General features: G+C 59.2%; 24 protein-coding genes and 1 tRNA gene. 13 read left to right on the top strand and 12 right to left on the bottom strand.

The features are described from left to right. Positions 1–69: 69 nt before the first annotated feature. Positions 70–1143 (bottom strand): fatty acid desaturase, encoded by a 1074-nt coding sequence (locus ACA071_RS01025; RefSeq protein WP_497642758.1) that lies wholly within the window; start codon positions 1141–1143, stop codon positions 70–72. Positions 1144–1243: 100 nt separating this feature from the next. Here ACA071_RS01025 and ACA071_RS01020 point away from each other — a divergent pair, with 100 nt between their 5' ends. Continuing rightward, positions 1244–2248, top strand: coding sequence for an AraC family transcriptional regulator (locus ACA071_RS01020; RefSeq protein WP_497642757.1), 1005 nt, complete (start codon positions 1244–1246; stop codon positions 2246–2248). Positions 2249–2402: 154 nt separating this feature from the next. Here ACA071_RS01020 and ACA071_RS01015 read toward each other — a convergent pair whose 3' ends face one another. Continuing rightward, positions 2403–2768 carry a response regulator gene (locus tag ACA071_RS01015; RefSeq protein ID WP_169372163.1) on the bottom strand — a complete coding sequence of 122 codons (366 nt, stop codon included), beginning with the start codon at positions 2766–2768 and terminating at the stop codon, positions 2403–2405. Between the two features lie 187 nt (positions 2769–2955). Continuing rightward, positions 2956–3642 carry a Crp/Fnr family transcriptional regulator gene (locus ACA071_RS01010; protein WP_497642756.1) on the bottom strand — a complete coding sequence of 229 codons (687 nt, stop codon included), beginning with the start codon at positions 3640–3642 and terminating at the stop codon, positions 2956–2958. 84 nt (positions 3643–3726) lie between these two features. On the opposite strand from ACA071_RS01010, the gene ACA071_RS01005 reads away from it, so the two are divergent. Further along, the gene (locus tag ACA071_RS01005) at positions 3727–4245 is read left to right on the top strand and encodes an Mpo1 family 2-hydroxy fatty acid dioxygenase (RefSeq protein WP_497642755.1); all 519 of its coding nucleotides are present in this window, start codon (positions 3727–3729) and stop codon (positions 4243–4245) included. Positions 4246–4332: 87 nt separating this feature from the next. Here the strand turns inward: ACA071_RS01005 and ACA071_RS01000 are convergent, their stop codons facing one another. From ACA071_RS01000 to dibA, 6 genes are all read right to left on the bottom strand, one after another. Continuing rightward, positions 4333–5322 (bottom strand): sulfate/molybdate ABC transporter ATP-binding protein, encoded by a 990-nt coding sequence (locus ACA071_RS01000; RefSeq protein WP_149658986.1) that lies wholly within the window; start codon positions 5320–5322, stop codon positions 4333–4335. A gap of 3 nt (positions 5323–5325) precedes the next feature. Continuing rightward, positions 5326–6198, bottom strand: a complete 873-nt coding sequence (gene cysW, locus ACA071_RS00995) for a sulfate ABC transporter permease subunit CysW (protein ID WP_054050211.1) — start codon at positions 6196–6198, stop codon at positions 5326–5328. Positions 6199–6211: 13 nt separating this feature from the next. Then, positions 6212–7030 (bottom strand): sulfate ABC transporter permease subunit CysT, encoded by an 819-nt coding sequence (gene cysT / locus ACA071_RS00990; protein ID WP_201199576.1) that lies wholly within the window; start codon positions 7028–7030, stop codon positions 6212–6214. Positions 7031–7100: 70 nt separating this feature from the next. Continuing rightward, the gene (locus ACA071_RS00985) at positions 7101–8114 is read right to left on the bottom strand and encodes a sulfate ABC transporter substrate-binding protein (protein WP_149658984.1); all 1014 of its coding nucleotides are present in this window, start codon (positions 8112–8114) and stop codon (positions 7101–7103) included. A 151-nt stretch (positions 8115–8265) separates the two neighbouring features. Then, positions 8266–8448 (bottom strand): sulfur starvation response protein OscA, encoded by a 183-nt coding sequence (gene oscA / locus ACA071_RS00980; protein WP_054050217.1) that lies wholly within the window; start codon positions 8446–8448, stop codon positions 8266–8268. Positions 8449–8730: 282 nt separating this feature from the next. Then, on the bottom strand, positions 8731–10650 hold the full coding sequence (gene dibA, locus ACA071_RS00975) for a phosphodiesterase DibA (RefSeq protein WP_497642754.1): 1920 nt from the start codon (positions 10648–10650) through the stop codon (positions 8731–8733). Positions 10651–10797: 147 nt separating this feature from the next. On the opposite strand from dibA, the gene desA reads away from it, so the two are divergent. Next, a complete protein-coding gene (gene desA / locus ACA071_RS00970; protein ID WP_123515975.1) occupies positions 10798–11982 on the top strand; it encodes a delta-9 fatty acid desaturase DesA in 1185 nt (394 codons plus the stop codon). 225 nt (positions 11983–12207) lie between these two features. Further along, positions 12208–13197, top strand: coding sequence for a GGDEF domain-containing protein (locus ACA071_RS00965; protein ID WP_497642753.1), 990 nt, complete (start codon positions 12208–12210; stop codon positions 13195–13197). A gap of 126 nt (positions 13198–13323) precedes the next feature. Here the strand turns inward: ACA071_RS00965 and ACA071_RS00960 are convergent, their stop codons facing one another. The 3 genes from ACA071_RS00960 to gabD form a co-directional block, all read right to left on the bottom strand. After that, on the bottom strand, positions 13324–14538 hold the full coding sequence (locus tag ACA071_RS00960; protein WP_497642752.1) for an HDOD domain-containing protein: 1215 nt from the start codon (positions 14536–14538) through the stop codon (positions 13324–13326). A 128-nt stretch (positions 14539–14666) separates the two neighbouring features. Beyond that, the gene (gabT, locus tag ACA071_RS00955) at positions 14667–15944 is read right to left on the bottom strand and encodes a 4-aminobutyrate--2-oxoglutarate transaminase (RefSeq protein WP_497642751.1); all 1278 of its coding nucleotides are present in this window, start codon (positions 15942–15944) and stop codon (positions 14667–14669) included. Positions 15945–16143: 199 nt separating this feature from the next. Continuing rightward, a complete protein-coding gene (gabD, locus tag ACA071_RS00950; protein WP_201192510.1) occupies positions 16144–17586 on the bottom strand; it encodes an NADP-dependent succinate-semialdehyde dehydrogenase in 1443 nt (480 codons plus the stop codon). A gap of 349 nt (positions 17587–17935) precedes the next feature. On the opposite strand from gabD, the gene ACA071_RS00945 reads away from it, so the two are divergent. The 9 genes from ACA071_RS00945 to ACA071_RS00905 all read left to right on the top strand — a co-directional run bounded on the left by ACA071_RS00945 (position 17936) and on the right by ACA071_RS00905 (position 24789). After that, positions 17936–18012, top strand: a tRNA-Arg gene (locus ACA071_RS00945). A gap of 167 nt (positions 18013–18179) precedes the next feature. Then, the gene (locus ACA071_RS00940) at positions 18180–19415 is read left to right on the top strand and encodes a tyrosine-type recombinase/integrase (protein ID WP_253434662.1); all 1236 of its coding nucleotides are present in this window, start codon (positions 18180–18182) and stop codon (positions 19413–19415) included. Between the two features lie 492 nt (positions 19416–19907). Further along, on the top strand, positions 19908–20156 hold the full coding sequence (locus ACA071_RS00935; protein WP_253434641.1) for a helix-turn-helix domain-containing protein: 249 nt from the start codon (positions 19908–19910) through the stop codon (positions 20154–20156). 98 nt (positions 20157–20254) lie between these two features. Beyond that, the gene (locus ACA071_RS00930) at positions 20255–20509 is read left to right on the top strand and encodes a helix-turn-helix transcriptional regulator (protein ID WP_092281582.1); all 255 of its coding nucleotides are present in this window, start codon (positions 20255–20257) and stop codon (positions 20507–20509) included. Beyond that, positions 20506–20811: a hypothetical protein gene (locus tag ACA071_RS00925; RefSeq protein ID WP_497642750.1), complete on the top strand. Its 306-nt coding sequence runs from the start codon at positions 20506–20508 to the stop codon at positions 20809–20811. Before ACA071_RS00930 ends, ACA071_RS00925 begins: the two co-directional genes overlap by 4 nt. 376 nt (positions 20812–21187) lie before the next feature. Beyond that, positions 21188–21346, top strand: coding sequence for a hypothetical protein (locus tag ACA071_RS00920; protein WP_497642749.1), 159 nt, complete (start codon positions 21188–21190; stop codon positions 21344–21346). Further along, on the top strand, positions 21343–21633 hold the full coding sequence (locus ACA071_RS00915; RefSeq protein ID WP_497642748.1) for a hypothetical protein: 291 nt from the start codon (positions 21343–21345) through the stop codon (positions 21631–21633). Before ACA071_RS00920 ends, ACA071_RS00915 begins: the two co-directional genes overlap by 4 nt. Further along, a complete protein-coding gene (locus ACA071_RS00910; RefSeq protein WP_497642747.1) occupies positions 21630–21917 on the top strand; it encodes a DUF3077 domain-containing protein in 288 nt (95 codons plus the stop codon). The genes ACA071_RS00915 and ACA071_RS00910 overlap by 4 nt, the downstream gene beginning before the upstream one ends. Beyond that, positions 21907–24789, top strand: a complete 2883-nt coding sequence (locus ACA071_RS00905; protein WP_497642746.1) for a DUF927 domain-containing protein — start codon at positions 21907–21909, stop codon at positions 24787–24789. Before ACA071_RS00910 ends, ACA071_RS00905 begins: the two co-directional genes overlap by 11 nt. Positions 24790–24856: the final 67 nt, after the last annotated feature.

Raw genomic sequence — 24856 nt, 5'->3', positions numbered from 1 at the left:
CCCAAGAGCGGACGCGGAGCGTCCGGTAGGGCATTCCCACGCAGAGCGTGGGAACGATCAATACGCTCATCAAGCCCGAGCTGTACGCACCTCTTCCCCCACCACCTCTTCCTTGCGCACAAACCGATTCGCCCGCCCAAACGTCCCGAAATCATTAAACCGAACCCCCATCTCACGCATCACCTTATGCGCCACCGGCACGGTCATCTGGCGGATGTAGAACGGCTCCTTCACCACAAAGTGATGAATCCCGTGACTGCTGCCGAAGTTGAAGCAGAACGCCTGCAACGGCCACATCCACCACGGGTTCAAAACCTGGGTTTGCTGGATCACATTGCCCAATTCCACATCACCGTAGTAATGCATGTTCGAACTGACAAAGTGCAGGCAAAAAGTGCGCAACACGTTCGGCCCGATGATCACCACCGCCGCGATGTCGATCACTTGCATCACCGACAACGTGGTCGTCGACCATTCAATCGGCGCCCCCATCAAGTACGCGATACCGTTGGCCCCGTGGAAACCGAGAAACACATACCACGCGCCCCAATGCACCAGCGCCAGCGGCGCGTAGACCTTCAAGGTGCGTTTGATGATGCTGAATTTATGCGCCCAGGTCTTGGCCCGCAGCATGCGGATGAACGCCGACATCACGTTGTCACCGACCATCAGCAACCGTGCGATACCCCAGGGTTCGCCATTGGTAATCGCCCGCTCTTCCAGGTCGGTTTCGGTGCCGGACACCTTGTGATGGTTGAGGTGCAGATGCCGACGAATCCACGGGTTGATGGTGCTTGGCCGCGCCAGCCACACCAGCCCCATCATCAGGTTGTGCGGCACGCGTTGTTTGCGGAAGTACATGCTGTGGATCAGGTCGTGTTCCAGTTCATGGGTCAACGAGGCGAAAAACGCATTGAGCAACAGGCACACCCACCAGGCCATGTGGCCAGTGATGTAGAGCGCTGCCGAGCCGATCATTCCGGCCAGCGCAAAGGCCAGAATGCCCGCGCCCAAGGCGTCCTGATGGTTGAGAATCGGGTAGCGTTTTCGCAGTTCGACGCCCTTGGCCAGCACCACTTCGCGAATATGGGCTGATCGTTGGGCTGCATTCAGTCGCTGGGGACTTGCAGAAGTACCGTCCATGCTTCCATCCTCTGGTTATTGATGTTCGCATCCTGCCTTGTGAACCCTCACAACGTAGTAGCCGTGAACGCCAACCTGTTGACCGGAAGCGCCAATCAGCATGACTGAACCGACCTCCCTCGCCAGCTGGACCCGCGCCCTGCGCAAGCAACTCGATGCGTTGGGCCTCGACAGCACCGCCCTGTGCCAACAGGCGGGGCTTGACCCGCAGTTGATGGACGACCCGAACGCCCGTTACCCGTTGTCCAGCACCACGCGGCTGTGGGAAATCGCCGTGCAGGTCAGCGGCGACCCGGCGATTGGCTTGCGGGTGTCGCGCTTCGTCAGCCCCACCACGTTCCACGCACTCGGTTATGCGCTGGTGGCCAGCGGCAGTCTTCGGGAAGTCTTCGAGCGCATCGTGCGCTATCACCAGGTGGTCAGCGATGCCCTGGAGCTGGAACTGACCCGCGCCGAGGATCGTTACCGTTTTCGCCTGAAAGTCCCGCCCGGCAGCATGGCCCCGGCCTTCGAAGCGATCGATGCCTTCGCGGCGATTTACGTGCGCACCTGCCGCAATCGTCTAGGTCGTGACTACGCGCCGCTGGCGGTGTATTTGCGCCGACCGGAACCGGCCGACCCGCACCAATGGCACAAGGTCTTCCGCTCGCCGGTGTACTTTGCCGCCGACGAGGACCGACTGGAATTTGCCCTGGTGGACTTCGACAGCCACTTGGACGACGCCAACCCGGAACTGGCCGCACACAACGAAACCGTGCTCAATCGCACCCTGGCCCAGCTCAAACCGCTGACCTGGGAGCGCAAGGTGCGCGACGCCATCGAAGAGCAACTGCCCGAAGGCGAACCGAGCGCCGAACACATCGCCAAGACCCTGCACTTGAGCTTGCGCAGCCTGCAACGGCACCTGGCGGATGAAGGTTGTCGCTTCGACACGCTGCTCAACGAAAGCCGCGAAAACCTGGCACTGCTGCACCTGCGTGATCCGCTGTGCTCGTTGAGTGAGATCAGTTATTTGCTGGGGTTCGCCGATACCAGCAGCTTCAGCCGCGCGTTCAAACGCTGGACCGGGATGACACCGGGGCAGTTTCGGGATGGGTTGCGTTGATAATTCTGCTAAATGTGTTGCCTGATCTGGCCTCTTCGCGAGCAAGCCCGCTCCCACAGGAGATCTCAGTTATTCACAAATTTTGTGTTCACTGAAGATCAAATGTGGGAGCGGGCTTGCTCGCGAAGGCAATTGCCCAGTCACTACAAATCTTTCAACGCCCCCGATCCCGCCGCAACAACTTGCGCACCCGAGCCACCAGTTCACTCACGGCGAACGGCTTGAGCAGGTAGTCGTCCTCATGCAATTCCAACCCACGCAGTCGATCTTCAATGCCGTCCTTGGTGGTAAGGAACAGCACCGGGGTTTCGCCGAGTTTGCGGATTTGTTGCTGTAGCTGCCAGCCGTTGAGGCCCGGGAGCATGACGTCGAGGATGATCAGGTCGTATTCGCCGGACTCGATGAAGCGCCGGCCGTCCATGCCGTTGAGCGCCACATCCACTGAATAGCTCGCCTCATTCAGGCCGTTGGCCAGAACCTTGGCGACTTCAGGTTCGTCTTCCACTAACAGGACACGCATGGCACACCTCGATTATTCAGGGGTACAGGCTAGGCGTGTTCGGGCCGGTTGCCCATCACTAACTTCGATATACCCCTGTAGGAGCTGAGCTTGCTCGCGATGGCGTCGGTACATCCGGCACATCTTCTGCGGCAGGGACAGCGCTTTCGCGAGCAAGCTCTGCTCCTACAGGGGTTTGTGTTGGGCTTTAGATCGTGGCCAATGCCCGCAACCGCTCGGCATCGAGGATTTCGATTTCGCCGTAGCCCAACCCGATAATCCCCTGCCCCTGCAACTCCTTGAGCATCTGATTGGTGGTCTGACGCGACAAGGACAGCATCGACGCCAATTGCTCCTGAGGCAGTTGCAGTACCCGGCGCGGCGGATCGATCTCGCCGTAGCCTTCGGCAATCATCAGCAGACGATGGGCCAGGCGCGCCGGGGCGGGCATCAGGCTTAGCTGTTCGAGGTTGATGAAGGTCAGGCGCAGTTTGTGGCTCATCAGCAGCGCCAGTTGCCGCCAGTAAAGCGGGTGATCATCGAGCAGCTTCAGCAACGCCGTTTGCGGGATGTGCAGCAGGATGCATTGGCCCGCACCATAGGCATCGTGGGTCCGTGGCTGACCATCGAACAGGCAGATTTCGCCGAACCAATGCGGCGGCTCGACCAGACTCAGCAACGCCTCCTTGCCTTGCTCGCTCACCGCGCCGATGCGCACGGTGCCTTCGAGCACCGCGTACAGTCCGCACGGCGGATCACCGCGTTTGAACAGCCGTTGCCCCGGCGCCAACCGCCGCAGCCGGGCCACTGCCAGCAGACTATCCTGTAAAGGAACAGGTAAATGGCTGAACCACTGCCCGCTCATCAGGCGCGAACGCCAAACCTGCATGTCCATGAAGACTCCTGGAAATTGTCGCCTGGCTGACAGAGCGAACGCTGAACCCGGGGCATGATCCCTCACCCTACAGGAGGAATAACAATGAAAAGCCTCGTTGACCATCTCAGTCAATACGCCGCCTACCACCGTGACCCGCGCAATATTGTCAGCCACTTTATCGGCATTCCGCTGATTGTGGTGGCGGTGGCGGTTTTGCTGTCGCGGCCGCAGTGGGTTGGTGGCTGGGTTTCGCCGGCGGTGCTGCTGGCGCTGGCGTCGGCGTGGTTTTACTTGCGCCTGGAGTTGCGCCTCGGGGTGTTGATGACGGTGTTGCTGGGCTTGTGCATTTGGGCAGGGCAAATTCTCGCGCAGCAAAGCACCCTGCTCTGGTTGAGCAGCGGCGTGGCGATGTTTGTGATTGGCTGGGCGATTCAGTTTGTCGGCCATCATTACGAAGGGCGCAAACCGGCGTTTGTCGATGATGTGACGGGGTTGATTGTCGGGCCGTTGTTTGTGGTGGCGGAATTGGCGTTTTTGCTGGGGTTGCGGCATGACCTCAAGGAGCAGATCGAGGCGCGAGTCGGTGGGGTGCGGGTCAATCCAAAGAAAGCGGCGGCTTAGGCCGCTTAAAAGATCGCAGCCTGCGCCAGCTCCTACAGGGGAATGCGTATTCCTGTAGGAGTTGGCGAAGCCTGCGATCTTTTGATCTTAGATGTTGGCGACTTTCTGCCAGACCTTCGGCTTGAAGAACAACGTCTCACCCTTGGCCAACCCGACCAGGCTGTCGTGATCCTTCACCACTTCCGCCTCGATCAATTCGCTCTGCCCTTCCACCTTCAACGTCACCCGCGTGGTAGCGCCCAACGGCCGGATATCCCGCACTTCAGCCGCGTGATGGTCCTCCAGCTCATGCCGCGACAGCGACACTTCGTGCGGGCGGAACAGCACGTGTTTGTCGTCACCCAAATGCAAACGGTTCGAATCGCCGAGGAAGTGATAAACGAAATCGCTGGCCGGATTTTCGTAGACGTCGCCCGGTGAACCGATCTGCTCGATCACACCCTTGTTCATCACCACGATGCGATCCGCGACTTCCATCGCCTCTTCCTGGTCGTGGGTCACGAACACGGAGGTCAGGTTGATGTCTTCGTGCAGCCGCGCCAGCCAGCGACGCAGTTCTTTACGGACCTTGGCATCGAGGGCACCGAACGGTTCGTCCAGCAGCAAAACCTTCGGCTCCACCGCCAACGCGCGAGCCAGGGCAATCCGCTGACGCTGACCGCCGGACAGTTGCTCCGGGTAACGATCCGACAACCAATCCAGTTGCACCATGTTCAGCAGTTCGTGGACCTTCACCGCGATCTGGCTTTCGCTCGGGCGCTGGTTTTTCGGCTTCATGCGCAGGCCGAACGCGACGTTGTCGAACACCGTCATGTGGCGGAACAAGGCGTAGTGCTGGAACACGAACCCGACGTTGCGATCACGCACGTCATGGCCGGAAACGTCTTCACCGTGGAACACGATGTTGCCCTGGTCCGGGGTTTCCAGGCCGGCGATGATCCGCAGCAACGTGGTCTTGCCGCAGCCCGACGGGCCGAGCAGGGCCACGAGTTCACCGCTGTGGATGTCCAGGCTGATGTCGTTCAGGGCCTTGAACGCGTTGAAATTCTTGCTGACGTTACGCACTTCGATCGACATGAGTTATTCCTCCGCGGCGCTGGCGCGCAGGCGGTTAATACGGTTTTCGCTCCACTGCTTCAGCAGCAGGATGAAGAGCGCCATGATCAGCAACAGGCTCGCCACAGCGAACGCGGCCACGTGGTTGTATTCGTTGTAGAGGATCTCGACGTGCAGCGGCAAGGTGTTGGTCACCCCGCGAATGTGCCCGGAAACCACCGACACCGCACCGAACTCACCCATCGCCCGCGCAGTACACAGCACCACGCCGTAGATCAGGCCCCATTTGATATTGGGAACGGTGACGTGCCAGAACATCTGCCAGCCATTGGCGCCCAGCAGGCGCGCGGCTTCTTCTTCCTGGGTGCCTTGTTCCTGCATCAGCGGGATCAGTTCGCGAGCCACAAACGGCACGGTGACGAAAATCGTCGCCAGCACGATGCCTGGCAAGGCAAAGACGATCTGGATGTCATGATCCTGCAGCCACGGACCGAACAGGCCCTGGGCGCCGAACATCAGCACGTAGACCAGACCGGCAATCACCGGCGACACCGAGAACGGCAAGTCGATCAGTGTCACCAGCATGCTCTTGCCACGGAACGAGTACTTGCTCACGCACCACGCGGCGCTGACACCGAACACCACGTTCAGCGGCACTGAAATCAGCACGGCGATGACCGTGAGTTTCAGCGCCGACAAGGCATCCGGTTCAAAGATCGCGGTGAAGAACGCGCCCAGGCCGTTTTTCAAGCCCTGGGACACCACGATAAACAACGGCAACAGTAAAAACAGGGTGAAGACCAGCCAGCACAGGCCAATCAGGATGCGCCGCGAGGTAGCACTGCCACGGCGGGCGGCGTTGGCCGAAGAGGCGGCCGCAATAGACGATTGGGACATGGTTCGCGCCTCCTTATGGGGTTTCGATGCGCCGCTGCAGCAAGTTGATCAGCAGCAACAGGACGAAGGAAACCACCAGCATCAACACGCCGATGGAGGTAGCGCCGGTGTAATCGTATTGGTCGAGCTTGACCATGATCAGCAGCGGCAAGATTTCGGTTTTCATCGGCATGTTGCCGGCGATGAAAATCACCGAACCGTACTCGCCGACGCCACGGGCAAACGCCAGGGCAAAACCGGTCAGCCAGGCTGGCAGCAGCGCGGGCACCAAGATGTAGCGGAACACCTGCAACGGCTTGGCGCCGAGGCACGCGGCGGCCTCTTCGATTTCACGCGGGATGTCGGCCAGAACCGGCTGCACCGTGCGCACCACGAACGGCAACGTGACGAAGGTCAGCGCCAGGGTGATGCCGAGCGGGGTATAGGCGATCTTGAAACCCATGTCCGCGGCGAACTGCCCGACCAGACCGGTCGGCGTGTACAGCGCGGTCAGCGCGATACCGGCCACAGCGGTGGGCAGGGCGAACGGCAGGTCGATCATCGCGTCGATGATCTTGCGTCCCGGGAACGTGTAGCGCACCAACACCCAGGCCAACAACGTGCCGATGATGCCGTTGATGATCGCGGCATACAGCGCTGTGCCGAAGCTCAGCTTCAACGCCGCCAGCACCCGAGGCGCGGTGACGATGGCGTAGAACTGATCCCAGGTGAGTTGGGAGGCATGGATGAACATGGCCGCCAGTGGAATGAGCACAATCAGGCTGAGGTACACCAAGGTGTAGCCCAGCGTCAGCCCGAAGCCGGGTATGACGGGGGAGATACGACGCGACATAAAAGTCCTTGGTTGAGAACGCGCAAAGCCCCGACGGTTAAATCGGGGCTCGTTTTATGGCTGCTGCAGGTTACTGCGCCTGGTAAATCTGGTCGAACACGCCACCGTCATTGAAGAATTTCGGTTGGGCAGTTTTCCAGCCGCCGAAGTCCTTGTCGATAGTCACCAGGTCCAGTTTAGGGAACTGTTTGGCGTATTTGGCCGCTACGTCCTTGTCACGTGGACGGTAGAAGTTTTTCGCAGCGATTTCCTGACCGGCCGGGCTGTACAGGTGCTTGAGGTAGGCTTCGGCGATTTGCTCGTTGCCCTTCTTCTCGGCGTTCTTATCGACCACGGCCACCGGTGGTTCGGCGAGGATCGACAGCGAAGGCACGACGATTTCGAACTTGTCCGCGCCGCCGTCTTCTTTCAGCGCCAGGAACGCTTCGTTTTCCCAAGCCAGCAACACGTCGCCCTGACCGTTGTTGACGAAGGTGATGGTCGAACCGCGAGCGCCGGTGTCCAGCACAGGTACGTGCTTGAACAGGGTCTGGATGTATTCCTTGGCCTTGGCTTCGTCACCGCCGTTGGCTTTCAGGCCATAGGCCCAGGCCGCGAGGAAGTTCCAGCGTGCGCCGCCGGAGGTTTTCGGGTTCGGGGTGATGACCGACACGTCGTTCTTCACCAGGTCGCCCCAATCCTTGATGCCTTTAGGGTTGCCCTTGCGCACCAGGAACACGATGGTCGAGGTGTAAGGCGTGCTCGCATCCGGCAGACGCGTCTGCCAGTCGGCCGGCAGGGTCTTGCCCAGTTTGGCGATTTCGTCGATGTCACCGGCCAGGGCCAGGGTCACCACGTCGGCGCGCAGACCGTCGATCACCGCACGGCCCTGTTTGCCCGAGCCACCGTGGGATTGCTGGATTTTCACGTTGTCGCCAGCGTGGTCTTTCTTCCAGAAGTTGATGAATTCGGCGTTGTAGTCCTGATACAACTCACGGGTCGGGTCGTACGACACGTTGAGCAGCTCGTAATCCTTGGCAACCGCGGAACCCGCAAAAAGGGCGCTGGCCAGCGCGGCCAAAGCGAAATGACGAATCGACGACATGGTGAAAGCTCCTGGAATTCTGGTGGTGTTGGCTTTTCTTATGGGTTTCTGGAATCGCGGTTGCCGGTTAAAAAAGATCGCCGCCTTCGACAGCTCCTACATCAATCCCCCGTAGGAGCTGCCGAAGGCTGCGATCTTTTGATCTTTCGCTTCAGCTCGGCTTGTTAGTCGGGTTCTGCAAGCGGAATTTCTCTTTGCGTTCGATCTGGACCACCTGGGCGTTGTGCACGGTGATTTCCACTGCGCCGAAACGCAGATCGCGCAATGCGCTCTGGATCTCACGCAAAATGGTTGCTTCGTCCTGGCCGTCAACGCTACGTAGGGATGCGCTCATGGTGCTGCTCCTTCGACTGAGAGGTTGCCTGGCAGTGGCGGCACTGCTTGCGGCGTGAGGGCAATAGTAGATAGGCGCGGATATTCTTAAAAAGACTATTTAAGAATGTTTATATAACCAGAAAGTATTATTTGATGGGACAAGGGGTTGCGGGGGATTTCAGGCTTGATCGTTCCCACGCTCTGCGTGGAAATGCATCCTGTGACGCTCTGCGTCACGCCCGGGAATGGAACGCGGAGCGTTCCGGGCGGCGTTCCCACGCGGAGCGTGGGAACGATCGGGTTAGCCAATCACTGGCGCCCGCGCCCAATCCAGTTGCTCGGCCGGTACCGGCCTGCCAAACCAATAACCCTGCCCCAGATCGCAATCGTGTTCGAGCAGGAACCCCGCCTGCTCCACTTGCTCGATCCCTTCGGCATGCACCTGCATCCCCATGCTTTTGGCCAGCGCGATGATCACCCGCACGATCGCGCCATCGTCCTCGTCCCACGGTAACCCGGCGACAAAACCCTGATCGATCTTGAGTTTCTGCACCGGCAAGCGCTTGAGCCGCAGCAGCGACGAATACCCGGTGCCGAAATCGTCGATGGCCAGCCGCACGCCCAGTTCACGCAAACGATGCATCTGTTCCAGCGCCACTTCCGGATCGTCCATCACCGCGCTTTCGGTGACTTCCAGTTCCAGGTACGCCGGATCCAGCCCGGTTTCGTGCAGTACGTGCGCCACCTGCTGATACAACTCGCGACGGGCGAACAAACGCGAAGACACATTCACCGCGATAAAGGACAACCCCACCCCGGCCTGCTGCCATTGGCACATCTGCTGACAGGCCTGCTGCATGACCCAGGCATCGATCTCGGCAATCAACCCGGTGCGTTCGGCGACGGGAATGAATTCTGCCGGCGAAATCAGCCCGCGTTGCGGGTGCTCCCAGCGCACCAGCGCCTCGACGCCGATCAGGCGACTGGTTTTGAGGTCATGGACCGGCTGGTAATAAACCCGCAGTTCCTGCAGTTCCAACGCACGGCGCAGTTCGAAGGCGATCTCGACCCGCTGCTGGGCATGGGCGGTGAGTTCTTCGGTGTAGAGCGCGTAGCCATCGCGCCCGGCGCTCTTGGCCTTGAACAAAGCCGAGTCGGCATTGCGCAGCAATTGCTCGGCGCTCAAGGCGTCGCTGGGGAACAGGCTGATGCCGATGCTGGCATTGATGAACAACTGATGGCCGTCAATCTCGAACGGCTCCTTGAGGCCATCGATGATCCGCTGCGCCAGTGCCGCCGCCTGCACCAGTTGCGAGCAGTTTTCGGCGAGTACGGCGAATTCGTCGCCGCCCAGGCGCGCCAGGGTGATACCCGGTGTGAACAACCCCTTGAAACGTTCGGCCACCGCCTTGAGCATTTGGTCGCCGATGTTGTGCCCGAGGCTGTCGTTGATCATCTTGAAGTGATCGAGATCGATCATCAGCAAGGCGCAGCCACGCTTGTGCAGTTGCGCCGACGTCAGCGCCTGCTCGACGCGATCAGTGAACAGCAGGCGGTTGGGCAGATCGGTCAGCGGGTCGTGGTGGGCCAGGTGCATCAGTTCGTGTTCGGAGTTCTTGATCGCGCTGATGTCGGAAAACACTGCCACGTAATGACTGACCCGACCCAGATCGTCATGAATGATGCGTATCGTCTGCCATTGCGGGTAGATCTCGCCGCTTTTGCGGCGGTTCCAGATCTCGCCGCTCCACTCGCCAGAGCTGTCGAGCATGGCGAACATCGCCTGATAGAACGTCGGCGGGTGGTGACCGGACTTGAACAGACTCGGTTGCTGGCCCAGAACTTCTTCACTTTGATAACCGGTGATTTCCATAAACGCCCGGTTCACATGCACGATCAGGCCTTGGCTGTCAGTCACCAACACCCCTTCGCGGGTGCAATCGAACACAGCGGCGGCCTGTCGCAAGCGCTCCCGGTCTTCATTGCGCTCGCGCAATTTGGCGCCGATCCCCAGGCATCGGAACAATCTGGCCCGGGCGAGGAAGATTAATCCGGCGCTGAGCAGCACCCAGGCGTAACCGTTGATCAGTTGCCATCGCAACAGTTCATGGGAGCTATCGAAGAAACTGTTCAATAAATAACCACTGAACTGGAGCCAGACTACTGAAAGCACCAGGTAAAGCAGCGCTGCACGCAAGGCATCGCGGTATGTGGCTGACATTCGGCCGTCCATGTCCCTACAAAAGGGTTGGAATTATAGGTCAAAGAAACATCCAGCCACTCTTATCTGAAAGGGCGACTGGTTTTATCTGTGGGCTTAGTGATAATGCAACGGCTGTTTATTTATTTATCGAGGGCCCTATAGCCTATGTGGTACGAAGGTTTTCTCGGCTTGTCGCCCTGGTCACTGGTGGCAGTCACCCTGCTGATGACCCATGTGACCATTGTTGGTGTCACGGTCTATCTGCATCGTTATTCAGCCCATCGCTCCCTGGAGCTCAATGCCGGCCTGAAACATTTCTTCCGCTTCTGGCTGTGGCTGACCACGGCGCAGAACACCCGCGAGTGGACAGCCATCCACCGCAAGCATCACGCCAAATGCGAAACCGTCGATGACCCGCACAGCCCGGTCATCAAGGGTCTTTCCACCGTTTTGCGCAAGGGCGCCGAGTTGTATCGCGAAGAAGCGGAAAACCCGGAAACCCTGCGCATCTACGGCAAGAACTGCCCCGAAGACTGGATCGAACGCAACCTCTACAGCCGTTTCCCGTTGTTGGGCGTAGCGATCATGGGCGTCATCGACCTGCTGCTGTTCGGCACCATCGGTATCACCATCTGGGCCATCCAGATGATGTGGATCCCGGTGTGGGCTGCTGGCGTGGTCAATGGCCTGGGCCATGCCATCGGCTACCGCAACTTCGAATGCCGCGACGCGGCGACCAATCTGGTGCCCTGGGGCATCCTGATCGGTGGCGAAGAACTGCATAACAACCATCACACCTACCCTAACTCGGCAAAACTGTCGGTGAAGAAGTGGGAATTCGACCTCGGCTGGGCCTGGATACAGGTCTTCAGTTTCTTCCGTCTGGCCAAGGTCCAGCGTGTTGCGCCGATCGCCCACCGGGTCGAAGGCAAGGGCAGCCTGGACATGGACACCGCCATGGCCATCCTCAACAACCGCTTCCAGATCATGGCCCAGTACCGCAAGCTGGTGATCGCGCCACTGGTCAAGCAAGAGCTGGAAAAGGTCGATCACTCGGTCCGTCACCAGTTCCACCGCGCCAAGCGTTTGCTCTCGCGGGAAACCAGCCTGCTGGATGACAAACACCATATCCGCATCCAGAACATGCTCGAGCACAGCCAGGCACTGAAGGTAATTTACGAGAAACGCCTGGCCTTGCAGCAGATCTGGGTCAAGACCAGCTCAAATGGTCACGACATGCTTGCCGCTATCAAGGATTGGGTGCACGAAGCCGAAGCCAGCGGGATTCAATCCCTGCGCGACTTCGCCGACCAGCTGAAAACCTACTCCCTGCGCCCAGCCGCCGTCTGACGCCGTTGATCGGTGCGCCCCGCTCGCGGGCGCACCCTCCGGAACTAAGCTCCAAATCCCCTATCTCAAAGACACTTCGCCATCCAGGCGGGCCGGGACCTGTTGTCCGTTATTTCCCACACAGAGCGTGATGCGTCTGTCGTGGCACAAGAAATAATCGATAAGGGCCCATGTTGTGGCCGCTTTCGAACCTCGAGCGGTGCACGCCCTTTGAGATTTGTGCCGATGGTCACCAAAAACCTACAAGACTCATCCCTCCCGCAGTGGCCAGAAGCCGCGCAAACCCTGATGGCGCTGATGCACGCCCAAGGTGAAGTCGCACGCCTGAGCGAACGCGAACAACTCTTCAGCTCGCTGCTGGTGAGCGTCAACGCGGTACTGTGGGCCTTCAACTGGGAAACCCGTCAGGTGCTCTACGTCAGCCCCGCCTATGAACGGATTTTCGGCCGTTCCGCCGGCCTGTTACTGGCCGACTACAACCAATGGCGCGACAGTATTTACCCCGATGATCTGGACTACGCCGAGCGCAGTCTGGCCGATGTGCTGGATAAAGGTGCCGTAGAAGATCGCGAATACCGCATCATCGCGGCTGACGGTGAGTTGCGCTGGCTCAGCGACAAATGCTTTATCAACCGTCAGGCCGAGCCAGGGCAACCGGTGATCATCGTCGGCATTGCCGAGGACATTACCGAAAAGAAGCAAATGGAAACCGAGCTGCAACGCTTGGCGACCACCGATGTGCTGACCCAAAGCAGCAACCGCCGGCACTTCTTCGAATGCGCCCATCGCGAGTTCGAACAGGCGCGGCTGCAGGGCGCGCCGCTGGCTTTCCTGCTGCTGGATATTGATGACTTCAAGAAGGTTAACGACACCTACGGCCACCAGGTAGGCGATATTGTGCTGCAACACATCGCCGAGAGCGGTCGCGCAGCATTACGTCGGGGTGATCTGTTCGGGCGAATCGGCGGCGAAGAATTCGCCGCGGTGTTCCCCGGCTGCGCGCCGGACATGGCCATGCAAGTGGCCGAGCGTCTGCAACGAGAGATTCAGCGTCTGAGCTTCAGCCATGACGACCAGACGTTTGGCATCACCGTCAGCCAGGGCCTGACCAGCCTCACCGCCGAGGATGACAGCCTCGACAGCCTGTTCGCCCGCGCCGATGCGGCGATGTACGAGGCCAAGCGTCAGGGCAAGAACCGCATCATCTCCGCCTGAGCCGATGATCGTTCCCACGCTCTGCGTGGGAATGCATCCTGTGACGCTCTGCGTCACAACTTGCTAAGGGACGCCGAGCGTCCCGGGCGGCATTCCCACGCAGAGCGTGGGAACGATCTCGCGGCGTTATTTTTTGCGCAGCCGCATCAACTCCGGCAAGCCGATCTTGAGCAAGCGTGCCGTGCGGCTCTTGGACAGCTCTTCAATGCCCTCATGCTCAGTCAGACGCGCCAGTTGCGCGGCCATGTTCATCACCAGCGCTTCACGGGAGTAAACCCCGCCACCGAGCTGGTAGACCGCTGCGATCAGCTCGCGCAGTTCCAACGGCAACCGCCAGCGCGTACGCAACGCCGAGCCATAGCCCGCGCCGAACTGGTCCAGCGCCTCACCGACCTCTTCCCATTCATCCAGCTCGCCACCGGCCTGCTTCCATTCCTGCAAACAGCGCAACAGCGCCAGATCGCCGAGACGATGCAGCATCCCCGCGCAATAGCAGCGCTCCTGATCCAGGTCCAGCAAGCGCGCCAGGGTCCGGCCATATTCGGCGGTGCGCAGGGAAAGCTCCCAATAACGCTCCGCATAGTCGGCCAATTGCGGATCACTGAGCCGCGCGCAGCGCTTGAGCGCCAAGCCCAGAATCAGGTTCATGCTTTGCGCGGTGCCCAAGCGATGCAGCGCCTGGGACAGGGTTTGCACCGCCACGCCATGGTGCTGGGCCGCACTGTTGGCGGCGGCGATCAGGACCGCGGTGATTTGCGGGTCATTGCGAATCTCGCCTTCCAGTAGCGTCAGGTCGAGACCATTGGGATTAAGGCTGCGTTTGACTGCCAACTGCACGTCGGTCATCAGCGGCGCACCGTCTGTCGACTCACGTCGACGCTCCAGGTACACCGACAACGTCATGCCCGGCGACAGCGTTGGCGCCTCGCAGGACACCTCTTCACCAGCGTTCAGCAGTAAATTCTGCAGACGATGGGTCAGGCCTTCCATGTCCAGAGGTTTGGTCAGGTACGCGGTGGGCGCCAGGGGCAAGGCTTCGCGCACACTGGCGCTGTCATTGCGGCTGCTCATCAGAATGAACGGCAGCGGCGGGTTGCGTTTGCGCTGACGGACACTGCGCAAGACATTCAGGCCATCGATGCCCGGCAACTCCCAGTCGACGATAACCAAGTCATAAGGAACATTCGCCAGCAGCTCCATCGCCTGCTGGCCGTCGGCACACAGGTCCAGCCGCGCGTCGCAGCGCACATTCAATAACACCTGCTTGAGCAGGTCGCGGGACCAAGGGTCAGCTTCGGCAATCAGCACACGCGGTATAGCGGGTAAAACCACAGCGGTCATTCGCACACTCCAACGGCAATGCATGAACCTTAGTCAACGCTGGCCATTCGATACAGCGTGATGTGTTCCGCGGACACGAAAAAACCCGCCGAAGCGGGTTTTTTTGTCGATCAGGTCACACTTGGCGATCAGAGCTCAGAGAAGCACTCTTCAATGATGGCCAGACCTTTGTCCAGTTGCTCGTCCGGCGAAGTCAGCGGTACCAGGACGCGCAGAACGTTGCCGTAAGTGCCGCAGGACAGCAGGATCAGGCCCTTGTCGCGCGCCTTGGCCACAACCGCTGCCACTGCTGGAGCGTTCGGCTTGTGGCTGTCGCCATCGACGAACAGCTCGACCGCGATCATCGCGCCCAGGGCACGGACTTCGCCGATCACCGGGTATTTGGCCTGGATAGCTTTCAGGCCAGTGACCAGACGCTCGCCGACTGCCTTGCAGCGATCCAGCAGGTGTTCTTCTTCGAACACTTCCATCACGGCCAGGGCCGCGGCGCAAGCGATCGGGCTACCGGCGTAGGTGCCGCCCAGCCCGCCTGGAGCAATGGCGTCCATGTATTCGGCCTTGCCGCACACACCGGCGAGCGGGAAGCCGCCAGCGATGGATTTGGCGAAAGTGGTCAGGTCGGCAGCAACGCCCATCTGTTCCATGGCGAAGAAAGTGCCGGTACGGCCAGCGCCGGTTTGTACTTCGTCAGCGATCAACAGGATGCCGTGCTGGTCGCACAGTTCACGCAGACGCTTCATGAACGCTTTAGGCGCGACGTAGAAGCCGCCTTCGCCCTGAACTGGTTCGATGATGATGGCAGCGATGTCACGCGGCTCGGCATCGTTCTTGAAGATGCGCTCGATGCTGGCGATCGAGTCGTCGACGCTCACACCGTGCAGTTCGTTCGGGTACAGCGCGCGGAAGATGCCGCCTGGCATCAGGCCCATGCCGGCCGAGTAAGGCACGACTTTACCGGTCAGGCCCAGGGTCATCATGGTGCGACCGTGGTAAGCGCCAGTGAATGCGATCACGCCGGCACGGCCAGTGGCGGCACGAGCGATTTTCACGGCGTTTTCTACGGCTTCGGAACCGGTGGTCACCAGCAGGGTTTTCTTGGCGAAATCACCTGGCACCTTGGCGTTGATTTTTTCGCACAGTTCTACGTACGGTTCGTAAGCCAGTACCTGGAAGCAAGTGTGAGTCAGCTTGTTCATCTGAGCGGTCACGGCGGCGATGATTTTCGGGTGCAGGTGACCGGTGTTCAGCACGGCGATACCGCCGGCGAAGTCGATGAACTCGCGACCTTCAACGTCGGTGACGGTGGCGTTCTTCGCGGACTCAGCGAAGATCGGGTGAATCTGGCCAACACCGCGTGGTACAGCGGCTTCGCGGCGTTTCATCAGGGATGCGTTAGTCTTGCTCATAAAGTCCTCATTCACCGCTCATCGGGCGGCGTGGTTCAAGGAAAATGCGGCGGGGAGGCAACTACGGCAGCATGCGATGATCGACTGCCACAGCTTTCCCGGCCACAGAGAAAATTCCATTTGAAACGCAGAAAGGGACAGCGCTCTCGTGCCCTTTCTGCTTGAAGCAATGCCTTGCCGGCGCTTATCTATTACAAGCTTAGATGCCCAGGCAGAGGTATTTGATTTCCAGGTAATCTTCGATGCCGTACTTGGAGCCTTCACGGCCCAGGCCCGACGCCTTGATACCGCCGAACGGCGCGACTTCGTTGGAGATCAGCCCAGTGTTGACGCCGACCATGCCGTATTCCAGGGCTTCAGCCACACGGAACACACGACCCAGATCACGAGCATAGAAGTACGAAGCCAGACCGAACTCGGTGTCGTTGGACATCGCGATCACTTCGGCTTCGTCTTTGAAGCGGAACAGTGGCGCCAGTGGGCCGAAGGTTTCTTCCTTGGCCACCGCAGCGTTCTTCGGCACGTTGACCAGAATGGTTGGCTCGAAGAAGTTGCCTTCCATGACCTTGCCGCCGGCCAGAACGGTCGCGCCTTTGCTGATCGCGTCAGCAATGTGCTCTTGAACCTTGGCCACGGCTTTTTCGTCGATCAGCGGGCCAGTGGTGGTGCCTTCTTCCAGACCGTTGCCGATCTTGAGTTTGGCCACGGCCACTTTCAGCTTCTCGGCGAACGCGTCGTAGACCGAATCCTGAATGTACAGACGGTTGGCGCAGACGCAGGTCTGGCCGTTGTTGCGATACTTGGAAATGATCGCGCCTTCGACGGCCTTATCCAGGTCCGCGTCGTCGAACACGATGAACGGCGCGTTGCCGCCCAGTTCCAAGGACACTTTCTTGATGTCCTTGGCGCATTCAGCCATCAGCTGACGACCGATTTCGGTCGAGCCAGTGAAGGACAATTTACGCACGATCGGGTTGCTGGTCAGCTCGCTGCCGATGTCGCCGGCGCTGCCGGACACAACACTGAACACGCCAGCAGGAATGCCAGCACGCTGGGCCAGTTCAGCCAGAGCGAATGCAGAGAACGGAGTTTGCGAAGCCGGCTTGAGCACCATGGTGCAACCGGCGGCCAGTGCTGGACCCGCCTTGCGGGTGATCATCGCGGCCGGGAAGTTCCACGGGGTGATTGCAGCGGTCACGCCGATAGGCTGCTTGATCACGATCAGGCGCTTGTCTGGCTGGTGGCCCGGAATCACATCACCGTAGATGCGCTTGGCTTCTTCGGCGAACCACTCGATAAAGGAAGCGGCGTAAACGATTTCGCCCTTGGCTTCGGCCAATGGCTTGCCTTGCTCGAGGGTCATCAGGCGAGCCAAGTCGTCCTGGTTCTCGATGATCAGTTCGAACCAGCGACGCAGCTTGTTCGCACGGTCCTTGGCGGTCAGTGCACGCCAGGCCGGCAGCGCTTTGTCAGCGGCTTCGATTGCACGGCGGGTTTCGGCAGCGCCCATCTTCGGCACAGTGCCCAGAATTTCGCCCGTTGCCGGGTTGTTGACCTTGATCGTCTGACCGTTGTCCGCATCGACCCAAGCGCCATCGATAAAGGCTTGCTGGCGGAACAACTGGGTGTCTTTAAGCTGCATGTCGGCTTTCCTTAACAGCACCGCGACCAGCGCGGAGCGAATTATGATTGTAGAAAGGCGCCTCGAAGGCTGCCGTCAGGGAAATCATTCACCGGGCTGAAGCACATAAATAGCGCACTGATCGAAACTCGTGCGGTTCAGCACCCAGACAAGAGCGTTTGAAATCTCGAACGAATCCTAGGATCAATGCCGAAAAAGGACAATAGGGCGTTCGAAAAAAAGAACGAAAACGGCGCATTTGCCTATTTTTTCTGATCAACGTAGCAAACGGCTGTTACAGCTTGGAAAAACACTGACGATTCAGCAGCATGGACGCCCGCAACGCTTATGAGTATCATGGCGGCCGCTTGCACCAGTAGCTCAGCTGGATAGAGTACTGCCCTCCGAAGGCAGTGGTCGTGGGTTCGAATCCCGCCTGGTGCACCATATAGCAGTCTAGACCTGTCTCAGACAGTCTACGAAACACCCCAAGAAGCCCGCCCTGTGCGGGCTTTCTTGTTTCTGGCTATCCCTCCCTGTCTACCCCTATAACTTCACGCCGTGTATGCCCACGTGTATGCTTTGAGATTCATTGAACTGGAGGCATACACGCAGTGAAGCGTACTGAAATCAAACGCCGCCCACTGGCCGACACTACTCTCGCAGGACTGGAGCCGGAGAGTGCGACGTACCGGGAGCAAGACGGCAACGGCTTGTACTTTCGGGTCAAGGCAAATGGGCAGAAGTCGTGGGAGTTGCGCTACAAAAAACCAGACGGGAAATGGTCCTGGTTGGGCCTAGGCGGTTACCCCGAAATCAGTGGTTCGCTAGCCAGGCAGAAGGCGGCGCAACTGCGGGATGACGCATCGACTGGTAAAAATCCTTTAGTCAGTAAGCAGGCTCGTAAGATTGCTGACCGGGTGGCTGCCAACAACACTTTTGAAGCATTAGGCCGCGAATGGTTTGAGGCAAGGCGCTCAAGCTGGGAAGCCGGCACGTCCCGTCGAGTCCTTGGAGCACTGGAGCTTCACGTATTCCCCGTTTTCGGCAAACGCATCTACACAGAAATACTGCCCCTTGAATGGATGGAGTTTCTGCGCGGCATGGAGCAGAAAGGGATCATTGAGCAAATGGGCAGAGTTCGGGCCTTCTGCAAAGAGATCTATGACTTGGCACGCGTGACAGGTCGAGCGATCCACAACCCCCTTGAAGGCCTCAATAAATTTCTACAGACGCGCAGTGCTGAAAATTATGCACACGTATCAATAGAAGAGTTGCCTGCATTACTTCGCGCCATCAACTCTTACCCTCACGCGAAGGACGTCCGTCTAGGTCTCCGATTGCTGGCCTTATTAGCGGCACGCCCGAGTGAGATTCGAGAAGCACGCTGGTCAGAGATCGACCTCAACAAAAAGCTATGGACGATTCCAGCCGAGAGAATGAAGCGTCGTCGCGAGCATGTTGTGCCTCTATCTCGCCAGGCCATTGAATCGATTACGGAGCTGCGCACGCTGACAGGCGCATACCCCCTTCTCTTCCCTGGGAGAAAAGATCGAACCATCCCCCGTAGCAATACCGTCTTTCTGATGGCGCTGCGCAGGCTGGGATATGCGGGCCGACAAACTGGCCATGGTTTTCGTCACATTGCTAGCACGATCCTTAATGAACAGGGATTTGACGAAAACCACATTGAGGCTCAGCTCTCTCATGTAAAAGAGGGAATAGCAGGTGTGTACAACAAGGCGGTGTACTTGCCCCAGCGCAAAGTCATGATGCAGTGGTATGCAGACCACCTTGATGAATTGGAGCACGGCAACATTGTCCAGGGTCAATTTGGCAAGGCGGTATGACTGTGCAATCCCAGCACCCATGAAAAATTGGTGTTACGGGTGTCACGGGTGTTACAGCGACGACCAACCCATTGAATTTATTGGGTAATTACCGCGCAACACGCTGCACAGGCTATCCATCCACCCGGTGTTACGCGGCAAAGAGGCGTAACGCCTTAAATCCTCCTCACCTTCTTGCAGGCTGCTCCATTACGTGTAATCCGGCGGAATTCGCGTCGCTGCTCCTGATTACGGATCAGGGGCCTGGGGTCTACCGTTCGTCGGATTTTTACACAGCCGTCATCTCTGACTTTTCATTTTTAAACTGTATGAAAAACCAGTAGGACATGGTTGGACGCCTACAGTGAAAACCAAAACTGTGCTGCGAACGTGCACGACTTTCCCCCCAAAAAAGCACAGCAGAAGGGTAAAGCCCCAGAAAATCGAACTTCCAATAAATGCAAAAGCGTTTATATAGCTTGGGCCTGTAAGAACTACTACAGGAAACGCGCTATGACGCTCCTCAACGCTTCAGTTACATCTGATACCACGATCACATCTGAACTGCTGACCACCGATCAAGTTGCCACTGCACTTGGCTTGTCCAGCCGAACGCTTGCCGCTTGGCGCAGTTCTCGCACCAACTCTCTCCCTTACCTAAAGACCGGATCTCGAGTGCGTTACCGCCCTCAAGATGTCGCCACCTGGCTCGAAAGTCGTGTGTGCTCCGCTACCACCAACTTAGCGCGAGGACATGCGTAATGGTTGAAACCAAGCAGAAATGCACCGTTACGGCGCTTGCACTTCCAGTAACCAATGCCGATTCGATTCGAGAATCTGTGCCGCCTACGACCTCGCCAATGAGAGTTAGCGATTCAGAGTTAGGACGCTTCGATCCCGCCGCCACGCTCATCCGCATTCACCTGGTGATGGCCATCACAGGTATCGGTCGCGCTACCGTTTACAAACTCATGAGTCAGCCCGAAAGCGGATTCCCGCAGTCCGTAAAGCTCACTGACAGCAATGCCCGTGGTGCTCCAGTCGCCTGGGTTTTGTCTGAGGTTTTGAGTTGGACCCGAGCGCGTATCGCCGCTCGCAACGAGGCAGCAGCATGAGAAGGCACATTGCTCATAGGGCGGTATTGAAGCCGTTTTCAGTCCTTCGCGAGATCGGTCTATCGGCATCGTACATGCAACGACTCGAGCGCTACCGAACCAAAAACGAACGCCTTAATCGCGTCGTGGGAGTGTTGAAGTGGCCTGATGGAACCTGGTGCGCCCTAGCGATGCATACCGAGAAATTCAGCGCTGTAATTGTCGACGAAGGCCAGCAAGTAGCAGCCTACGAAGATGCTCGCTCAATGATTGATGGTGACTTCCTGCCCCTGCTTTCTCTGCACTGGGAAGTTCACACCTGAAATGGAAACGCCCCCGGGAGCGATCCGGAGGCGTTGAGGTAAATCTACATGCCCGCACAATTTATGACGCATCGAAAAAATGCGCAAGGTTTCCGCACGGTTGCACTTTCGAAAACGGGACGTTACTCTCTGGCGGTCGCTGCAAATTCAGTGACCGACCTTGGCGGGTCGAACGATTTCAGGCGCAACAGCGCCATATACTCAATTGCAGGCGCTTTTTTTGTGCCCGCGATTATGCGTTATGGCGAGTTGCGCAGGAGCACCTTCGGGTGCGCCGGGTTCCTGAATCACCGGTCCGCCAATCTTGCGCAATTCGCCACCCATTCCTGCTTGGCGGCAGGTTGTGGTGGCTCCTCTGATTCGGGAGCTACAACAAATGATCACTATCGATCCGTCCAAAAATCGCGCCGCGGCCCATCGTGCAATGGCTCTCGCCGCTTTACACGCCAACTCCAGCCTCGCTACGCGCCTCTCCCGCTACAACGCTCACATGGCCAAAGCCCGCGCGCTCGAAACCGCAGGCGGTGCCCAATGAACAACGCCCTGAGTTGCTCCCTACCCGAAGACCTGCTCGACGTCAGCAACAATGTCGAAGCCGGCATTCCAATTGACGCCATCACGTGTGCCATTAATCGCGCCGATTCAGTACTGACCCTGCTCGAGGACCACTTCGAAAGCGAAAGCGACAGACCGCGTCTGGCCAATCACGTATTAGCCGCCGTCATTTGGGACGTGCGCGGAACACTGGGCCTGATCAAAACCCTGACCCTGCACGGCGATGCGACTTCGCTACCTCGGGCTAAAAACGGGGGTGCGCAATGACCCCTCGGACCAACGTCACCACCCCAGGCGCGACCACGTTCGCGCAGTGCGGGCAGCCCCATCAGACGCTGTTTCGACTCAGTGCCGGTGTCCCGGTATCCGACGCGCTTGAATATGCTTCCGACCTGCTGAGCTGCGCGAATCGCATGACGCTCCTGGCCACCCACGGCGACAACACAGAACAGTGCGCGATGGCCGCTCATTACCTCAGTGAAATGGGTAAGGCCGTGATTGACGATGTGACCAGCGCTCTCCTGCGACTGGAGGCTGGCCATGACCAATAAAGCAAAACGCCCCAGCTTCGCCGACGTGAAAGCGGCCTCTCTGAAAGAGGTCGACCGGGTACTTTCCCATTGGCTGCCCAACGGTAAACGCGTCGACGGCGGCAAGGAATACACGGCCGCCAATCCAACCCGAACCGACAAGCGCGCCGGCTCCCTCAAGGTCAACTTGAGCAAAGGCACCTGGGCGGATTTTGCCACTGGAGACAAAGGCGGCGACCTGATCGATCTGGTGCGCTACCTCGACGGCGGTACCGACTTCGAGGCCTGCAACAAGTTGGCGGATCTGCTGCGCGTTACCGCTGGCGCGGCTCAATCGAAACCGAGCCCTAGCAAAAACAAAACACCGGAATGGCTCGCCATCCAGCCGATCCCGGCCGAGGCGATGAACAAGTGCCCGACCAAACACCGGCAACACGGCGCACCGTCTAAAGTCTGGATTTACCGCGACGCTCAGGGCCAGCCAGTCATGGCGCTCTACCGTTTCGATTTGGGTCCGGATGAGGACGGCAAGCCACGCAAAGTATTTGCGCCGTTGACATGGTGCCAGCGTGCCGACGGCCAAACACAGCAGTGGCGTTGGCAAGTTCTGCCGGGGCCGCGCCCTCTGCTGCGCTTGGATGAACTCGCGCAACGCGCAGAAGCGCCGGTCATTCTGTGCGAAGGCGAAAAAGCCGCCGACGCTGCGTCGGAGCTGCTGCCCAACTATGTGGCCACATGCTGGCCGAATGGCTCGAACTCCTGGCACAAGGCTGACCTGACACCGCTCAAAGGTCGATCCGTAGTGTTGTGGCCAGACAACGACGCCAGTGGAAAAAACTGTATGGACGCCGTCACCGAACAGTTGCAACAGATCGGCGCCGCGTCAGTGCGTGTGATCGCCCTGGATGTCTTCAAACGCAAGCCAACGCTCAAGAGCGGTCAACTGACCTTTGCCAAAGGTGGTCAATGGGACGACGGCGACGACGCGGCCGATGCCCAAGCTAAAGGCTGGACGGCGGCACACGTCGCCGAGCTGGAACGCAGCGGCGAATTGTTCGGTGTTGAATCGCAGAAAGCACCGGTCGAACCACCCGAAGCGAAGGCCAAGCCAACAACCAAGCGCACCGCAAAACCCAAAAACGATCTGCTGCCCGGCGGCTTTCGCCTGACACCCGAAGGCGTGTTTTATTCCGGCGACGATGGCGAAGCACGACCGGTGTGTTCGCCACTGGAAATCCTGGCGCGCACTCGTGATGCGCAAGGTCACAACTGGGGTTTGCTGGTCGAGTTTGACGATCCGGATGGCGCGAAAAAGCGCTGGAACATCCCGGCACGGACCATGACCGGCGACTTCGGCAAGGACGTGCTCGGCCCACTGGTGGACATGGGCTTGCGACTGGCTGGCAGTCGTTCCGGCCGCAATGCCCGCAACGACCTGCAGAGTTATCTCGGCGGTTTCGACAGCGCCCAGCGCGCACGTCTGGTCACCCGTTTGGGTTGGCACGACAGCGCCTTCCTGCTGCCTGAACAACAGGTCGGGTCGCACGCCGAACACCTGCACTTCTACGAGGCCGGCGCTCAGCTTCCCCCTATCAGCGAAGCCGGCACCCTGGAGCAGTGGCAAGAGCAAATCGGCGCCTTGTGCATCGGTAATCACCGCTTAGCGTTTGTGGCCAGCGTGGCGTTTGCCGGTCCGCTGCTGCACATGCTCGGCCATGAGTCCGGCGGATTTCACCTTTACGGCGACAGCTCGGGCGGCAAGACCACCCACCTGCAAGTGGCCGCCTCGATCTACGGCGGGCCGCGCCTGGTGCGCTCCTGGCGCTCCACGGATAACGCCTTGGAATCCATCGCCGCCGCGCACTCGGACGGGCTCCTGGTGCTGGATGAAATCGGCATGTGCGATCCACGCATCATTGGCGAAACGGTGTACATGCTCGGCAACGGTACCGGGAAGGCTCGCGCCAATGATCGCGGACAGGCAGGTCGACAGGTACAGGAGTGGCGCTTGCTGTTTCTCTCGACTGGAGAGAAGACGCTTGCGCAGCACATGGCCGAAGCCAACAAGGAGCTGAAAGCCGGTATGGAGGTGCGAATGCTCGCCGTCCCAGCGGATGCCAGTAAAGGCCTCGGTATGTTCGATGTGCTGAACGGCTTCGATGATGCAGCCGCCCTCTCCGATGCACTGAAGGCACGGGTGGGCAAGTACTACGGTACACCGCTCACCGCTTTCCTGTCGGCCCTCTGTGAGCCCGGCAAGCGGCATGGTTGGTCAGCGATCCTGCGCCACACCTTGGAGGGATTTATCGCCAAAGCGCTACCCGTCTCAGCCAGCGGTCAGGCGCATCGTGCCGCGGCTCGCTTTGGACTGGCTGCTGCCGCCGGAGAGCTAGCTACCGCGATGGGCATTACCGGCTGGCCGGACGGCACCGCCACCACTGCCGCCCGGGTCTGCCTCAGTGCCTGGATGAATGAGCGCGGCGGCGCCGGGAACCTTGAAGGAGATGCGATCTTGGCGCGGTTGCGCCAGGTGATCGAGCGCTTCGGTGAAAGCCGCTTCACCCGCTGGGAATCGGCGGCCGCGAAGATCGATGAGCACGGTCCACGCACCATTGACCGTTTGGGCTTTCGCAAAACGCTGGAGCACGGCCTGGGTGACGCCTTGCACACCACCAACACCTATTACGTATTGCCGGAGGCGTGGCGCTCCGAGGTGTTCAAAGGCATGAACATCAATGCGGTGAACAAGGAGCTTCTACGTCGAGGTGTACTGGAGCCCGGTACAGATGGCAAAGCATCGAGCTTGGTCCGTTTGCCCGGCCTCGGCCCGCAACGCTGCTACATCGTAAAGACGATTCCGGGGACGGATGAGAGCGAGGCCCGGGCGGCCTGATGGCATCCCTACGTATTGAGGTAAAGCCGGCTCACCCCCGGCCTCGCCAGCCGCTCAACCACCCCAC

The sequence above is a fragment of the Pseudomonas sp. LBUM1646 genome, from assembly GCF_059716165.1.
Note: the sequence above shows the minus strand (reverse complement) of the source record. Positions and strands in the feature narration are given on the sequence as shown.

Excerpts from the sequence above, each read along its gene's own strand:
- ACA071_RS01015 (WP_169372163.1), bottom strand. The coding sequence starts at position 2,768 with ATGCGTGTCCTGTTAGTGGAAGACGAACCTGAAGTCGCCAAGGTTCTG.
- desA (WP_123515975.1), top strand. The coding sequence starts at position 10,798 with ATGTGGTACGAAGGTTTTCTCGGCTTGTCGCCCTGGTCACTGGTGGCA.
- oscA (WP_054050217.1), bottom strand. The coding sequence starts at position 8,448 with ATGAGCGCATCCCTACGTAGCGTTGACGGCCAGGACGAAGCAACCATT.
- ACA071_RS00965 (WP_497642753.1), top strand. The coding sequence starts at position 12,208 with ATGGTCACCAAAAACCTACAAGACTCATCCCTCCCGCAGTGGCCAGAA.
- gabT (WP_497642751.1), bottom strand. The coding sequence starts at position 15,944 with ATGAGCAAGACTAACGCATCCCTGATGAAACGCCGCGAAGCCGCTGTA.
- ACA071_RS00960 (WP_497642752.1), bottom strand. The coding sequence starts at position 14,538 with ATGACCGCTGTGGTTTTACCCGCTATACCGCGTGTGCTGATTGCCGAA.
- gabD (WP_201192510.1), bottom strand. The coding sequence starts at position 17,586 with ATGCAGCTTAAAGACACCCAGTTGTTCCGCCAGCAAGCCTTTATCGAT.
- ACA071_RS00915 (WP_497642748.1), top strand. The coding sequence starts at position 21,343 with ATGAACAACGCCCTGAGTTGCTCCCTACCCGAAGACCTGCTCGACGTC.
- ACA071_RS00910 (WP_497642747.1), top strand. The coding sequence starts at position 21,630 with ATGACCCCTCGGACCAACGTCACCACCCCAGGCGCGACCACGTTCGCG.
- ACA071_RS00905 (WP_497642746.1), top strand. The coding sequence starts at position 21,907 with ATGACCAATAAAGCAAAACGCCCCAGCTTCGCCGACGTGAAAGCGGCC.
- cysW (WP_054050211.1), bottom strand. The coding sequence starts at position 6,198 with ATGTCCCAATCGTCTATTGCGGCCGCCTCTTCGGCCAACGCCGCCCGC.
- cysT (WP_201199576.1), bottom strand. The coding sequence starts at position 7,030 with ATGTCGCGTCGTATCTCCCCCGTCATACCCGGCTTCGGGCTGACGCTG.
- ACA071_RS01005 (WP_497642755.1), top strand. The coding sequence starts at position 3,727 with ATGAAAAGCCTCGTTGACCATCTCAGTCAATACGCCGCCTACCACCGT.
- ACA071_RS01020 (WP_497642757.1), top strand. The coding sequence starts at position 1,244 with ATGACTGAACCGACCTCCCTCGCCAGCTGGACCCGCGCCCTGCGCAAG.
- ACA071_RS00935 (WP_253434641.1), top strand. The coding sequence starts at position 19,908 with ATGACGCTCCTCAACGCTTCAGTTACATCTGATACCACGATCACATCT.
- ACA071_RS01010 (WP_497642756.1), bottom strand. The coding sequence starts at position 3,642 with ATGGACATGCAGGTTTGGCGTTCGCGCCTGATGAGCGGGCAGTGGTTC.
- ACA071_RS00925 (WP_497642750.1), top strand. The coding sequence starts at position 20,506 with ATGAGAAGGCACATTGCTCATAGGGCGGTATTGAAGCCGTTTTCAGTC.
- ACA071_RS01000 (WP_149658986.1), bottom strand. The coding sequence starts at position 5,322 with ATGTCGATCGAAGTGCGTAACGTCAGCAAGAATTTCAACGCGTTCAAG.
- ACA071_RS00985 (WP_149658984.1), bottom strand. The coding sequence starts at position 8,114 with ATGTCGTCGATTCGTCATTTCGCTTTGGCCGCGCTGGCCAGCGCCCTT.
- ACA071_RS01025 (WP_497642758.1), bottom strand. The coding sequence starts at position 1,143 with ATGGACGGTACTTCTGCAAGTCCCCAGCGACTGAATGCAGCCCAACGA.
- ACA071_RS00920 (WP_497642749.1), top strand. The coding sequence starts at position 21,188 with ATGATCACTATCGATCCGTCCAAAAATCGCGCCGCGGCCCATCGTGCA.
- ACA071_RS00930 (WP_092281582.1), top strand. The coding sequence starts at position 20,255 with ATGAGAGTTAGCGATTCAGAGTTAGGACGCTTCGATCCCGCCGCCACG.
- dibA (WP_497642754.1), bottom strand. The coding sequence starts at position 10,650 with ATGTCAGCCACATACCGCGATGCCTTGCGTGCAGCGCTGCTTTACCTG.